13 protein-coding genes are annotated in these 14,309 nt (G+C 69.7%); 9 read left to right on the top strand and 4 right to left on the bottom strand.

The window, feature by feature from the left end; translation table 11 throughout:
• Positions 1–89 precede the first annotated feature (89 nt).
• The 8 genes from ACWD6N_RS17010 to polA all read left to right on the top strand — a co-directional run bounded on the left by ACWD6N_RS17010 (position 90) and on the right by polA (position 10,193).
• Positions 90–710 carry an ANTAR domain-containing response regulator gene (locus ACWD6N_RS17010; protein WP_089019813.1) on the top strand — a complete coding sequence of 207 codons (621 nt, stop codon included), beginning with the start codon at positions 90–92 and terminating at the stop codon, positions 708–710.
• Between the two features lie 88 nt (positions 711–798).
• Positions 799–2,001, top strand: a complete 1,203-nt coding sequence (locus tag ACWD6N_RS17005) for a hypothetical protein (RefSeq protein WP_450004979.1) — start codon at positions 799–801, stop codon at positions 1,999–2,001.
• Positions 2,002–2,369: 368 nt separating this feature from the next.
• Positions 2,370–3,521 carry a branched-chain amino acid ABC transporter substrate-binding protein gene (locus ACWD6N_RS17000; RefSeq protein WP_354964925.1) on the top strand — a complete coding sequence of 384 codons (1,152 nt, stop codon included), beginning with the start codon at positions 2,370–2,372 and terminating at the stop codon, positions 3,519–3,521.
• A gap of 67 nt (positions 3,522–3,588) precedes the next feature.
• Entirely contained in the window at positions 3,589–4,572 is a 984-nt protein-coding gene (locus ACWD6N_RS16995; RefSeq protein WP_354964924.1) for a branched-chain amino acid ABC transporter permease, read from the top strand.
• Positions 4,569–5,726, top strand: a complete 1,158-nt coding sequence (locus ACWD6N_RS16990) for a branched-chain amino acid ABC transporter permease (RefSeq protein ID WP_354964923.1) — start codon at positions 4,569–4,571, stop codon at positions 5,724–5,726. Before ACWD6N_RS16995 ends, ACWD6N_RS16990 begins: the two co-directional genes overlap by 4 nt.
• A complete protein-coding gene (locus ACWD6N_RS16985) occupies positions 5,719–6,660 on the top strand; it encodes an ABC transporter ATP-binding protein (RefSeq protein WP_354964922.1) in 942 nt (313 codons plus the stop codon). The genes ACWD6N_RS16990 and ACWD6N_RS16985 overlap by 8 nt, the downstream gene beginning before the upstream one ends.
• Complete coding sequence (locus tag ACWD6N_RS16980) at positions 6,647–7,360, top strand: ABC transporter ATP-binding protein (protein WP_450004978.1); 714 nt, start codon at positions 6,647–6,649, stop codon at positions 7,358–7,360. The genes ACWD6N_RS16985 and ACWD6N_RS16980 overlap by 14 nt, the downstream gene beginning before the upstream one ends.
• A gap of 133 nt (positions 7,361–7,493) precedes the next feature.
• Positions 7,494–10,193, top strand: a complete 2,700-nt coding sequence (gene polA / locus ACWD6N_RS16975) for a DNA polymerase I (RefSeq protein ID WP_450004977.1) — start codon at positions 7,494–7,496, stop codon at positions 10,191–10,193.
• 96 nt (positions 10,194–10,289) lie between these two features.
• Here polA and ACWD6N_RS16970 read toward each other — a convergent pair whose 3' ends face one another.
• Genes ACWD6N_RS16970 through ACWD6N_RS16955 form a run of 4 tightly spaced genes read right to left on the bottom strand, consistent with a single transcriptional unit; the run spans position 10,290 to position 12,073 of the window.
• Complete coding sequence (locus ACWD6N_RS16970) at positions 10,290–10,724, bottom strand: DUF3140 domain-containing protein (protein WP_450004976.1); 435 nt, start codon at positions 10,722–10,724, stop codon at positions 10,290–10,292.
• A complete protein-coding gene (locus ACWD6N_RS16965) occupies positions 10,711–10,932 on the bottom strand; it encodes a DUF2945 domain-containing protein (protein ID WP_450004975.1) in 222 nt (73 codons plus the stop codon). Before ACWD6N_RS16965 ends, ACWD6N_RS16970 begins: the two co-directional genes overlap by 14 nt.
• Before the next feature lie 53 nt (positions 10,933–10,985).
• On the bottom strand, positions 10,986–11,270 hold the full coding sequence (locus tag ACWD6N_RS16960; protein WP_354964917.1) for a Uma2 family endonuclease: 285 nt from the start codon (positions 11,268–11,270) through the stop codon (positions 10,986–10,988).
• A complete protein-coding gene (locus ACWD6N_RS16955) occupies positions 11,267–12,073 on the bottom strand; it encodes a class I SAM-dependent methyltransferase (RefSeq protein WP_354964916.1) in 807 nt (268 codons plus the stop codon). The genes ACWD6N_RS16960 and ACWD6N_RS16955 overlap by 4 nt, the downstream gene beginning before the upstream one ends.
• A gap of 402 nt (positions 12,074–12,475) precedes the next feature.
• On the opposite strand from ACWD6N_RS16955, the gene rpsA reads away from it, so the two are divergent.
• On the top strand, positions 12,476–13,972 hold the full coding sequence (rpsA, locus tag ACWD6N_RS16950) for a 30S ribosomal protein S1 (protein ID WP_450004974.1): 1,497 nt from the start codon (positions 12,476–12,478) through the stop codon (positions 13,970–13,972).
• Positions 13,973–14,309: the final 337 nt, after the last annotated feature.

Here is a 14,309-nt window from a genome sequence, read left to right as displayed (position 1 = left end):
GATTCGGCCCTGACAGGATACCCACTACGCTGAGGGCGGTGACACCCGGCTGGGCGGGTGTCGGGTTCTGACTGGTGGGGGTAGGGCTGGTGGCCGAGACGCCGACGGATGCCGAGCGCAGGCGGGTGCTGATCGCCGAGGACGAGGCGCTGATCCGGCTGGACCTGGCCGAGATGCTGGTCGAAGAGGGCTACGAGGTGGTGGGGGAGGCCGGTGACGGCGAGACCGCCGTCCGCCTCGCCGAGGAGTTGAAGCCTGACCTGGTCATCCTCGACATCAAGATGCCGATCATGGATGGGTTGGCCGCCGCCGAGCGCATCGCCGGCGCCCGGATCGCCCCGGTGATCATCCTGACCGCGTTCAGCCAGCGTGACCTGGTGGAACGGGCCCGGGCGGCCGGCGCCATGGCGTACCTGGTGAAGCCCTTCCAGAAGAGCGACCTGGTCCCGGCGGTGGAGATCGCGCTGTCGCGCTACTCCGAGGTCGCCGCGCTGGAGGCGGAGGTCGCCGGCCTGACCGACCGCCTGGAGATCCGTAAGACGGTGGAGCGCGCCAAGGGCGCGCTGATGACCACGTACGGGATGACCGAGCCGCAGGCGTTCAAGTGGATACAGCGCACGGCGATGGACCACCGGATGACCATGAAGGAGGTCGCCGAGCGGATCCTCGCCGAGACCGCCGGCGGCGAAGTGGCGCAGCCAACCGTCTGATCGCCGCCTGCCTCCTGGTCGCGGCGGACGCCTCGGTGTCCGCGATCGGGGACCACCGCGCGGGGCCGGCAGGGCATAGCATCGACCCGTGACCGTCCGACGGGTGATCGCGGTGCTCGGCCTCTTCGCGCTGCTGGTCTCCGGCTGCGACGGTCCGGTCGAGCCGTCCGGCGGCGCCTCGACCGGCACTGGGCCGACGACCGCCGCCGCGCCGGCGCTCCGGCCGGGGTGGCAGCCGCTGACGTTGCCGGCGCCGCCCGGTGGTGCGGGCCGTCTGTTGCTCCGCGACGCGGCGGCCTGCGCGGGTCGCTGGTTCGTGGTCGGTGGTGTCGCCGACGCCGGTGGCGGCACCCGTCCGGCGGCCTGGACCAGCGTGGACGGTACGGCCTGGACGGTCGTGTCGGTGCGTGCGGATTCCTTCTACGGCAGGCAGAACGTGCTCTCGTCGGTGGCCTGCCGCGACGGGAAGGCGGCGGTGATCGGCGCCAAGACCGGTGGGGCGCACGGCTATCCGCGGATCAGCACCTGGCGGCAGCTGCCGGACGGCGCGCTGGGCGAGGTGCAGGCGTCGTTCGAGACGTACGGCGGGCCGACGGCGGTGAACGTGTCCCGGTTGGCGGCCGACGCGTCGGGCTGGCTGATCGTCGGCAACCGCTCGGCGGGCGCGGCCTCCTGGGTGTCGTCGCCGGCGGCGGCGGAGTTCGAGCTGGTGGAGGGCGCGCCGGAGCTGGCCAGCGATGCGGTCGGGGTGACCTGGGCGTTCGATGCGGTGGCGGCGCCGCCGGGCTGGCTGGCGGTGGGTGGCCTGCTGCCGGCCGGCCGGATCGACCGGGACCCGGCGGTGTGGTCGTCGCCGGACGGGCGGTCGTGGCGGCGCACCGTGCTGCCGGGCGGCCCGGAGTACGAGGAGTTGCAGCGCGTGGCAATCGTCGGTGGGGTGCCGGTGGCGGTCGGGTTGCGCGGGTCGACGTTCGGCGCGTGGCGGCAGGAGGGGACGGGCTGGGTGGCCGCCGGGGCGTTCGGTCGGCGGGCCGGGGCCGGGGTGCCGGCGGTGGCTTCGCTGGTCGTCGCCGGGGACCGGCTGGTCGCCGCGGTCGCCGACGGTGAGCGGTACTCGGTGTGGGCCTCGGCGGATCGGGGTGGGTCGTGGCGGGAGGTCGCGATGCCGCTCGATGTGCCCGCGGGGGTCGACCGGGACGTGGCACTTGTGGCGGTGGGTGACCGGTGGTGGTTGGCGGCGGACGACGGTTCGCGGTCCGCGCTGTGGTGGGCGGGCGGCCTGGGTGCCTGAGTGCCGGGGGTTGCGCAGCGCCTCGGCCTCGGGTTGCGGCGTGCCGAGCTGTTTTCGCAGGTCAAGGGGCCTTTCGTCCAGGTGCGGATGGTCCGGGTCGATGCGGGTGAGCTCCGACCGGCCGCGCGGTTAAGGACCGACCGACGGATTCACCTGTTACGGACATCGACAGGATTGCCCACGTCTTCGTAACGGTTTCGCAGACCCCCCGTTCAGGCCTTCCGGGAGGGTGTGCGGTGTCGGTACGCTCCGCCATCACGAGCCGTAACGCAGGGGGAGTCCCTGCGGGGTGGGTGGAATTGCGGGTTTGCTGCTGTCGCCGTCGCTTCGGGTCAGCCGCGTCCGCATCTGGAGGAGGTCAGGAAGCCGTGAGGCGAAGCTATGTACGGGCGCTGGGCACCGTTGCGCTCGCCGCGACCCTGGTGGTCGCGGCTGGTTGCCAGGATTCCGGTGGCGGCGATGGTGGGACCGCGTCCGGTGACTGCGGTGGCAAGATTGCGATCTTCGGCGCGTTCACGGGTGACAACGCGGGTCTGGTGATCCCGTCGCTGAACGGCGCGAAGCTCGCGGTGAAGCAGTTCAACGCGGCGAACCCGGACTGCAAGGTCACCATGCAGGAGTTCGACACCCAGGGTGACCCCGCGGTGGCGACCCCGTTCGCGAACCAGATCGCCGGGGACAACTCGTTCCTCGGTGTCATCGGTGGTCACTTCTCTGGTGAGTCGGACGCCACGATGCCGATCTACCAGGCCGCGGGCCTGGCGATGGTCAGCCCGTCGGCGACCCGGACGGACCTGACCCAGAAGGGCAACACGTCCTTCTACCGGGTGGTCGGCAACGACGGCACGCAGGCCGGCGCGGTGGCGAGCTACCTGAAGACCCAGAACGCGAAGAAGGTCTTCCTGGTCGATGACGCCAGCGCGTACGGCGCGGGCATCACCGAGGAGCTGGGCAAGCAGCTCGGCCCGCTGATCGTGAACAAGGACAAGATCCAGGAGCGGCAGGCGCAGTTCGACGCCACCATCTCCAAGATCAAGTCCGCGCAGGCGGACTTCGTCTTCTACGGCGGTTACACCCGTGAGGCCGCTCCGCTGGTGAAGCAGATGCGTGCCGCCGGTGTCCAGGCCAAGTTCGTCGGCCCGGACGGTCTCTACGACCCGGCGTTCCCGGCGGGTGCCTCCGGCGGTGCCGAGGGCGCGATCATCACCTGCCCCTGCCTCCCGGCTGACAAGGCCGGCGGCACCTTCTCCGCCGACTACCAGAAGGAGTACGGCATCCCGCCGGGCTCCTACGGTGCTGAGGGCTTCGACGGCGCCAAGATCTACCTGGACGCCTTCAAGGACGGCAAGAAGAGCCGGGCGGACATCCTGGCGTACGTGAAGGCGTACGACAAGCAGGGCGTGTCGAAGTACATCAAGTTCGATGCCAAGGGTGACGTCGACCCGTCGAAGGTCGTCATCTGGGCCTACCAGATCAAGGGCACGGCTATCGAGGCGCTGCAGGAGCTCAAGCTCAGCTGACGCCGCAGGCATTGGAGTGCGGCCGGGGTGTTTCACCCCGGCCGCACTCGATTCAAGGAGACCCCCGGTGCATTTCGATGAACTGATCGGCCATCTCGGCCAGCACACGGTCGACGGCCTGTCCAAGGGCGCCATCTACGCCCTGATCGCCCTCGGCTACACCCTCGTCTACGGCGTCCTTCGCCTGATCAACTTTGCGCACTCCGAGGTGTTCATGGTCGGTACCTTCGCGGTGCTGATCCTCTGGAACCAGCTCGGGGTGGAAAATAACCCGCCGGTCGGCCAGGCGATCCTGTTCCTGGTGCTCGGTCTGCTCGTCGCGGCGGCCGCCTCGGGCGGTACGGCTCTGGCTCTTGAGCGGATCGCGTACCGGCCGTTGCGGCGTAAGAACGCGCCGCCGCTGATCTTCCTGATCACCGCGATCGGTCTGTCGCTGGTCTTCGTGGAGCTCTTCGGGCAGGTGCTGCCCAAGCTGCTCGGTGGCGTGCTGCCGGCGGCGTTCGGCCGGCCCCGGCAGATCGTCGGTATGCCGACGATCATCCAGCAGGAGACCCTGTTCACCATCGGCAACACCGCGATCACGAACATCCAGCTGATCGTCTTCGTCGCGGCCGTGGTGATGATGGCGATGCTGGACTGGTTCATCAACCGCACCCGGTACGGCCGGGGTGTGCGGGCGGTGGCCCAGAACCCGGAGACCGCCGCGCTGATGGGCGTCAACCAGGAGCGCGTGATCATGCTGATCTTCGTGCTCGGTGGGATCATGGCCGGCGCCGCCGCTCTGTTGTGGAGCATGCGGTTCGGCTTCACCCAGAACAGCATCGGCTTCGTGCTCGGCCTCAAGGCGTTCACCGCCGCGGTCCTGGGCGGCATCGGTAACCTGCGCGGCGCGCTGCTGGGTGGCCTCTTCCTCGGCATCGTCGAGGTCTACGGCGCCACGCTCTTCGCGTCCAACTGGGAGGACGTCATCGCCTTCGTGGTGCTGATCGTGGTGCTGATGTTCCGGCCTACCGGTCTGTTGGGCGAGTCGCTCGGGAGGGCCCGCGCATGATCGACAAAATCCGCTCCGCTGACCGCCGCCGGGTGAACATGCTGACCACGGTCGGCGACCGCTGGCGGGCGCTGACGAAGTGGCAGCAGGCCCTCGGGCTGGCCGCCTTCGTGGCGATCCTCTACTACCTGCCGTTGCTCGGCATTCCGGGCCTGACCTGGTTGCGTACCGACTCGATCGAGGGCGGCAACAACTGGGCGGGTGTGCTCTTCATCTGCGCCATCTACGTGCTGGTCGCGATCGGCCTGAACGTGGTGGTCGGTCTCGCCGGCCTGCTCGACCTGGGCTACATCGGCTTCTTCGCCATCGGGGCGTACAGCGTGGCGCTGTTCGGTTCGGTGAACTCGCCGGTGGTGAAGTGGATCCAGCAGGAGTTCAACCTGCCGGCGACCTGGGCGGTGACCTGGGCGATCTGCCTGTTCATCGCGATCGTGCTGACGATGATCTCCGGGGTTTTGCTGGGCTGGCCGACGCTGCGGCTGCGCGGTGACTACCTGGCCATCGTGACGCTGGGCTTCGGCGAGATCATCCGGATCGTGGCCCGCAACGCCACCGGGCTGACCAACGGCCCGGTGGGCATCTCGGCCATCCCCGGTCCGGAGGGTGCGCCGTCGGCGGACAACAAGTACTTCGGTCTGATCGACGCGAAGCCCTGGTACTGGCTGGCGATCACCTTCGTGCTGGTCATGGTGTTCCTGGTCCGCCGGTTGGAGCGCAGCCGGGTCGGCCGGGCGTGGCTCGCCGTTCGGGAGGACGAGGACGCCGCCGCGGTGATGGGCGTGTACCCGTTCAAGTTCAAGCTCTGGGCGTTCGCCATCGGTGCGGCGCTCGGCGGCCTGTCGGGCTTCCTCTTCGGCAGCCGGAACGCGTTCATCGACCCGACCCAGTTCAACGCGAACCTGTCCATCCTCTTCGTGGCGATGGTCGTGGTCGGCGGTTCCGGCAACATGATCGGCGTCTCGCTCGGCGCGGTGCTGCTCGCGTATCTGCCGGAGCGGTTCCGCGACTTCGCCGACTACCGGTGGCTGGTGTTCGGTCTGGCCATGGTGCTGGTGATGATCCTGCGTCCGCAGGGCCTGATCCCCAGCCGGCGACGGGCCCGCGAGTTGAAGGACCGCGCGGCGGAGGCAGAGGAGGTGCCCGCTCATGTCTGACCAGACCACCAGCACGGCGACGCCGAAGATCCCGACCCAGCCGGGCCCGCGCTCGGTGCTGCTCGAGGTCGACGACGTCACGCTCCGCTTCGGCGGCGTGGTCGCCCTCGACAAGATCAATTTCCAGATCTACGAGGGCGAGATCCTCGGTCTGATCGGCCCGAACGGTGCCGGCAAGACCACCAGCTTCAACGTGATGACCGGCGTCTACAAGCCGACCTCCGGGGCGGTCCGGTTCCGCGGCCAGAAGGTGACCGGCCGCAAGCCGCACCAGATCAGCCAGCTCGGCATCTCGCGGACGTTCCAGAACATCCGTCTCTTCCCGGAGATGACGGCGATGGAGAACGTCATGGTCGGTACGGACTCCCGGCACAAGACGAGCGTGCCGGGTGCGCTGTTCCGAGTGCCCCGGTTGAAGGCCAAGCCGCACGAGTTGCCGCAGGTCACGGCCACGTCCGGGTTCGCCCGGACGTGGCAGGAGATCCGCCGGACCTGTGCCCGGACGTTCGGGCTGTCCCGGTACGTCCTGGAGGAGCGGGCCGCCGAGGCCAAGGCACTCGAGCTGCTGCGGTTCGTCGGGATCGCCGACCGGGCCAACGACGAGGCGCGCAACCTGCCGTACGGCTACCAGCGCCGATTGGAGATCGCCCGGGCGCTGGCCACCGAGCCGAAGCTGATCTGCCTGGACGAGCCGGCCGCCGGCTTCAACCCGGCGGAGAAGGAGGAACTCCTCACCCTGATTCGCAAGATCCGTGACATGGGCCTGACCGTCCTGCTCATCGAGCACGACATGCGGCTGGTCATGGGGGTCACCGACCGGATCGTGGTGCTGGAGTTCGGCCGCAAGATCGCCGAGGGTGCGCCCGCGGAGGTCAGCCGCGATCCGAAGGTGATCGCCGCGTACCTGGGGGAGCCCGCCGATGACGCTGCTTGAGCTCGAGAACGTCGCCGTCGCCTACGGCCGGATCGAGGCGCTGCACGGCATCAGCCTCACCGTGAACGAGGGTGAGGTGGTGGCCCTGATCGGCGCGAACGGCGCCGGTAAGACCACCACCATGCGGGCCATCTCCGGGACCCGGTCGCTCGCCAGCGGAAAGATCACGTTCAACGGCGAGGACATCAGCAAGCTCCGGGCCGACCTGCGGGTGGTCCGGGGGCTGTGTCAGTCGCCGGAGGGGCGGCAGATCTTCCCGGGTATGACGGTCATGGAGAACCTGGACATGGGGGCGTACACCCGGCGGGACTCCGCCGGCATCGCCTCCGACCTGGACCGGGTGCTGACCCTGTTCCCGCGGCTGGCCGAGCGGCGCAAGCAGGCCGGTGGCACGCTCTCCGGCGGCGAGCAGCAGATGCTCGCGGTCGGCCGGGCGCTGATGAGCCGGCCGAAGCTGCTGCTGCTCGACGAGCCGTCGATGGGTCTTGCCCCGTTGGTGATCCGGCAGATCTTCAACATCATCACGGAGATCAACCAGCAGGGCACCACGATCCTGCTGGTGGAGCAGAACGCCCAGCAGGCGCTGTCGCGGGCGCACCGCGGCTACGTGCTGGAGACCGGTCAGATCGTGAAGGAGGGGTCCGGTCAGGACCTGCTGCACGATCCGTCGGTCAAGGAGGCGTACCTCGGCGTTGCCTGAGCCATCCGACTGGCGGCCGGCCATCCCTCGCGGGGTGGTCGGCCGTCGGCTTTCGGGCCGGCGGTCGGTCCCGCCGTCGGACGCGCGGTGCCGCCACCCGGCGATGTCGGTGCGACGGGCTAGAGTCGCTGCCGTGACAGCTACGACGCCGCGCCTGCTTCTCGTCGACGGACACTCCCTGGCATACCGGGCCTTCTTCGCCCTGCCGGTGGAAAACTTCTCCACCACGACGGGTCAGCCGACCAACGCGGTCTACGGCTTCACCTCGATGCTGATCAACGTGCTGCGTGACGAGCAGCCGACGCACATCGTCGTCGCCTTCGACGTCTCCCGCCGCTCCTTCCGCACCGACAAGTACGCGGAGTACAAGGCCGGCCGCAGCGAGACCCCGACTGACTTTAAGGGCCAGGTCAGCCTGGTCAAGGAGGTCCTGGCCGCGCTGCAGATCCCGGTGGTCGAGATGGAGGGCTTCGAGGCCGACGACGTCATCGCCACGCTCGCCTGCCAGGCCCGCGACCAGGGCATGACGGTGCTGATCAGCAGCGGTGACCGGGACGCGTTCCAGCTGGTCGACGACCAGGTCACCGTGCTCTACCCGCGCAAGGGCGTCTCCGACCTGGCCCGGATGGACCCGGCGGCGATCGAGGCGAAGTACGGCGTCGGGCCGCAGCAGTACCGGGACCTGGCCGCGCTGGTCGGCGAGACCAGTGACAACCTGCCCGGCGTCCCGGGCGTCGGCCCGAAGACCGCCGCCAAGTGGATCACCACGTATGGCGGGGTGGAGGGCGTGGTCGCCCGCGCCGACGAGATCAAGGGCAAGGCCGGCGACAGCCTGCGGGAGCGGCTCGCCGACGTGATCCGCAACTACGAGATCAACCGCCTCGTCTCCGATCTGGAGCTGCCGCTGCGCCCGGAGGACACCCGCTGGGCCGGCTGGGACCGGGAGGCGGTGCACCAGGTCTTCGACACCCTGGAGTTCCGCATCCTGCGTGACCGGCTCTACCAGTACCTGGAGGCCGTCGAGCCGGAGGCTGAGTCCGGCTTCGACCTGACCGGCGAGGTGCTCACCGCGCCCGGCGCGCTGTCCGGCTGGCTGGCCGCGCACGTCCCGACCGGCACTCCGGTCGGGATGGCGGTCAAGCTTGACACCGGCCCCAACCGCCGGCACACCGCCTCCATCGTCGGTTTGGCGCTGGCCACCGCCGGCGGCGCGGCGGCCTGGGTCGACCCGGCGGGCCTCGACCCGGCCGACGAGGGCGCCGTGGCCGGCTGGCTGGCCGACGCGCAGCGGCCCAAGGTGCTGCACGACAGCAAGCCGGCCGTGCTGGCCTGCGCCGCGCACGGCTGGGAGCTGGCCGGCGTCGTCCGGGACACCCAGATCGCCGCATACCTGGCCCGCCCTGACCAGCGGTCGTACGACCTGAGCGACCTGGCGCTGCGTTACCTGCACCGCGAGCTGCGGGTGGACGCGCCGGAGACCGGCCAGCTCACCCTCGACGGGCTGGGCGACGAGGGCGTGGCCGAGCAGAACCTCATGCTCCAGGCCCGGGCCACCCTCGACCTGGCCGACGCGATCGACGCCGAGCTGTCCCGCGACGGTGAGCAGTCCGCCCGGCTGATGGCCGGGGTGGAGCTGCCGCTGATGCGGGTGCTGGCCGACATGGAGAGCACCGGCATCGCCGCCGACACGCACTACCTGTCCGAGCTGGAGGCGCATTTCGCCGCCGAGGTGAAGGCCGCCGCGCAGGGCGCGTACGAGGCGGTGGGCCGGGAGTTCAACCTCGGCTCGCCCAAGCAGTTGCAGGAGATCCTCTTCACCGAGCTGGGCCTGCCCAAGACCAAGAAGATCAAGACCGGATACACCACCGACGCGGACGCCCTGCAGTGGCTCTACGCGCAGAATCCGCACCCGGTGCTGGCCCACCTGCTGCGCCACCGGGACGTGGCCAAGCTCAAGTCCACCGTCGACGGTCTGCTCAAGTCGGTCTCCGACGACGGCCGGATCCACACCACCTTCAACCAGACGGTGGCGGCCACCGGTCGGCTCTCCTCCACCGAGCCCAACCTGCAGAACATCCCGATCCGCACCGAGGAGGGCCGGCGGATCCGCCGGGCGTTCGTGGTGGGCGAGGGCTACGACTGCCTGCTGACCGCCGACTACAGCCAGATCGAGATGCGCATCATGGCGCACCTGTCGTCGGACGACGCGCTGATCGAGGCGTTCAACTCCGGCGCCGACTTCCACGCGGCCACCGCTTCGTCTGTCTTCGGAACGCCCGTTGACGAGGTCACCCCGGACCAGCGCCGCAAGATCAAGGCGATGAACTACGGCCTGGCGTACGGGCTGAGCGCGTTCGGGCTGTCCCAGCAGCTCAACATCGGCACCGAAGAGGCGCGCGGGCTGATGGAGAACTACTTCGCCGGTTTCGGCGGGGTGCGTGACTACCTGTACCAGGTGGTCGCCCGGGCCCGGCAGGACGGCTACACCTCGACCATTCTGGGTCGCCGCCGCTACCTGCCGGACCTGGGCAGTGACAACCGGCAGCGCCGCGACATCGCCGAGCGGATGGCGCTCAACGCCCCGATCCAGGGCTCGGCGGCCGACATCATCAAGCTGGCGATGTTGCACGTCGACACCGCGCTGAGCGAGGCCGGGCTGCGCTCCCGGATGCTGTTGCAGGTGCACGACGAGTTGGTTTTCGAGGTCGCGCCGGGTGAGCGCGAGGTGTTGGAGGCGCTGGTCCGGCGGGAGATGGGCGAGGCGTACCCGCTGTCGGTGCCGCTGGAGGTGTCGGTCGGCGAAGGCCGGGACTGGAACAGCGCTGACCACTGATCTCTGTCGTTGCGGTGGTGGGGGTTCCGGTGGTCGGTGCTGTTCTGCGTTGTGAATCAAAGTGGTGCGTCGGAGTGGTGGCGTCGGAGTGGTGGGTCAGCGGCCGGGGCCTCGGCGCTCCTTCGGGGGTGTGCCGTGCCGATCGAGGGCCCGCCGGGACGGGCCGCCCGGGGGAGGAAGAGGACCCTTGAGGGGGTCGTGACCCCAGTTCATGAGCGACCAACGCCACTTGGTGTCGCGGACATTGCCGGAGGGGCGCTGGGCCATGTGCCGGCGGACGTAGCCGACCACCTTGCGCATGTGCTTGTAGTCGCCCTCCGACAGGTCGCCGCGCTTGCGCCGCAACAGGTCGATGATCTTCCGACCGGACTCGTGCCCCACCGACTCACCGCCGCCGGAGCGGCCGCCCTTGTGCCAGCCGACCTGCTTCGACTCGTCGCTGTCCAGCCACTTCGACAGCTCGCCCGGCTTCATGTTCACCGCGTCGGTGAACTCGCGGTAGGTGTCCCCGGCGTCGTCACTCCCGCTCACGGCGCAGCACCTCCGGTCGGTGGGCGACGTCGCGGCCCGAGTCGTCGTTGCGGATCCGGTACTGCGGCTCGTCCTCGGTCGCGTTCACGGCGTGGCCGCGTACGTGCGTCCGGTCGGTCAGCTTCTCCTTGACCACGCCGTGCGCCCGGCCGCTGTGACTGGCCCAGGAGACGTGGTCGCCCTCGCGGAATTCGCTCTGCTCGGCCATACGCTCCGGCTACCCGGCACCGACGGGGCGAAACGGCCAGCCGAAGCGGCGGACTACGGCGTGATCTCGGCGATCGGCAGCTTGATGTCGAACGGCTCGGTCAGCTCGATCACGTCGGCGCCGTCGGCGACCAGCTCGTACTGCCGCTCACCGCCGGGCCCCACCCGGTCGCCGATCCGGTACGCGTAGACGTGCACCGGGTTCTGCTCGATCCGCCAGTAGAAGGGGATGCCGGCGGCGGCGTACTCACCCGGCTTGGCGAACAGGTCGATCCGCCGGGTGCCCGGCGAGACGATCTCCACGGGGTGGGGGTCGCACCGCGCGTGCGACGCGGTCATGCGGTGGGCTTCTCGGTGACGAAGATGGCGGTGCCGGGGAAGAGCCGCCCGCGCAGCGGGCTCCACTGCCCCCAGATCCCCTCGTGCCCCGCCGGCCACTCCGGCTCCACCAGGTCCAGCAGCCGGAACCCGGCCCCGACCAGCTCCCGGATCCGGTCGCCGAGGGTCCGGTGCTGCTCGACGTAGGTGGCCACACCGGATTCGTCCTGCTCCACATAGGGGGAGCGGTCGAAGTACGAGTGCACGGCGGTCAGCCCACCCTCACCCGGGTCGTCGAGGAAGATCCAGCGCATCGGGTGGGTGACCGAGAAGACCCACCGGCCGCCGGGGCGCAGCACCCGGTGCACCTCGGCGAGCAGGGTCGCCGAGTCGTCCACGAACGGGATCGCGCCGAACGCGGTGCAGGCGACGTCGAACGACCGGTCGGCGAACGGCAGGGCGAGCGCGTCGGCCTGCACCAGCGGTACGCGTACCCCGGTGCGGTCGGCGGCTTCCGCGGCGTGCCGCAACATGCCGGCGGACAGGTCGAAGGCGACCGGCCGGGCGCCCTGGGTGGCCAGCCAGCGGGCGGCGGCCGCGGCGCCGCAGCCCACCTCCAGCACCCGGCGCCCGGGCAGGTCACCGAGCAGCCGGGCGTCGGCCTCGCGCAGCCCCTCGGGGCACCAGACGAAGTCCACGTCGCCGAGGAACGCGCCGTGCTCGGCCTGGTAGTCGTCGGCGTCGGTGTCCCACCAGCCGCGGTTGGCCCGCCGGGCCTCGGCGTCACCCACCCGGCGCCGGGTCACCCGGCTGTCGTCATCCACCCGCTCACGCTAGGCCCCGTCGCGGCTGTGGAGGGCGATGGGCCGGCCGACCCGCCGACGCGGCGGCGTCGCCGGCCGGACGCCCGTTCGGTGGTGCTGTCGGGTCAAGTGTGACGGACGAGACAGCAGGGGCGGTTTCCGGGCGATTGTTCGGCTTTCGCAGGTCATCGCAGGGCGAGAAGCCGGGAGGGCTTGCACGCTGTGGTAATGCGCACGGTAGGCTAGACGATGCGCTCGCGGATCGCGTTGCCTCGGCAGGGAGCAGGTGCGCGGTCGACGGAGCCACATCATGATCTCACTAGGCGATCGTTCGGTGTGCCCGGCGACGGATCCGCTGGCGCGAACAGGTCACCGCGACACCAGCCTGCTGTGACAACCCATCCGACCGGAGCAACCGCCCACATGACGAGCAGCATCGAGGCCCCCTCGAGCGCCACCCGGGTCACCCACGACGATCTCGGTTCCGAGGAGGCTTTCCTCGCCGCGATCGACGAGACCATCAAGTACTTCAACGACGGCGACATTGTCGAAGGCACCGTCGTCAAGGTCGATCGGGACGAGGTCCTGCTCGACATCGGCTACAAGACCGAGGGTGTCATCCCCTCTCGGGAGTTGTCGATCAAGCACGACGTGGACCCCGCCGAGGTTGTGACGGTTGGTGACCACATCGAGGCCCTGGTCCTCCAGAAGGAGGACAAGGAGGGTCGTCTGATCCTCTCCAAGAAGCGGGCGCAGTACGAGCGGGCCTGGGGCACGATCGAGAAGATCAAGGACGAGGACGGCGTCGTCCGCGGTTCGGTCATCGAGGTGGTCAAGGGTGGCCTCATCCTCGACATCGGGCTGCGCGGCTTCCTGCCCGCGTCCCTGGTCGAGATGCGGCGCGTGCGCGACCTGCAGCCGTACGTCGGGCGGGAGCTCGAGGCCAAGATCATCGAGCTGGACAAGAACCGCAACAACGTGGTTCTGTCCCGCCGGGCCTGGCTGGAGCAGACGCAGTCCGAGGTGCGCACCGAGTTCCTCAACAAGCTGCAGAAGGGCCAGGTCCGCAAGGGCGTCGTGTCCTCGATCGTCAACTTCGGCGCGTTCGTGGACCTTGGCGGCGTCGACGGTCTGGTGCACGTCTCCGAGCTGTCCTGGAAGCACATCGACCACCCGTCCGAGGTCGTCGAGGTGGGCCAGGAGGTCGAGGTCGAGGTCCTGGACGTCGACCTGGACCGCGAGCGGGTCTCGCTGTCGCTGAAGGCGACGCAGGAGGACCCGTGGCGGCAGTTCGCCCGCACCCACGCGATCCAGCAGATCGTGCCGGGTAAGGTCACCAAGCTGGTGCCGTTCGGTGCGTTCGTCCGGGTGGACGACGGCATCGAGGGCCTGGTCCACATCTCCGAGCTGGCCGAGCGCCACGTGGAGATCCCGGAGCAGGTCGTCCAGGTCGGCTCCGAGGTCATGGTCAAGGTCATCGACATCGACCTGGAGCGCCGCCGGATCTCGCTGTCGCTCAAGCAGGCCAACGAGGGCTTCGTCGAGGGCGAGGAGCACTTCGACCCGACCCTCTACGGCATGGCCGCGACGTACGACGCCGAGGGCAACTACATCTACCCGGAGGGCTTCGACCCGGAGACGGGCGAGTGGCTCGAGGGGTACGACAAGCAGCGCGAGACCTGGGAGAGCCAGTACGCCGAGGCCCGTCTGCGCTGGGAGGCCCACACCAAGCAGGTGCAGACCTCCCGGGCCGCCGACGCCGAGGCCGCTGCCAACCCGACTCCGGCCGTCCCGGCCGCTGGCGGCACCACCTCCTCGTCCAGCCCGGCTCCGAGCCGGCAGGCCGAGGAGCCGGCCGGCACGCTGGCCACCGACGAGGCGCTCGCCGCTCTGCGGGAGAAGCTCGCCGGCGGTAAGTGACCCGCTGAACGACGACGGGCCCCGTCCCCGCGATCTTCGGATCGTCGGGGGCGGGGCCTTCGCCGTATCCCGCCCGCCGGTCCGGTACACGATCGGGTCGCGCTGAGCGAAGGGCACCCCGGCCGGGCCACCGTGCCGCTGGTCCCGCGCCCGGGCCGCAAGATCGTGCTCGATCCTGGAAAGAGGGGCCTCCCGGTGGCCAGGTGACCACTACATCCAGGATCGAGCACGATCTCGCCGCCGCCCGCCGCCCGCCGCCCGCCGCCCGCCGCCCCATCGTGAGATCACAACACTCAACAACCTACACACAATAAACTATAGCGTATTGCGGATTTTG

The sequence above is a fragment of the Micromonospora sp. NPDC005163 genome (assembly GCF_053599835.1).
This window is presented reverse-complemented; position numbering and strand designations above follow the sequence as displayed.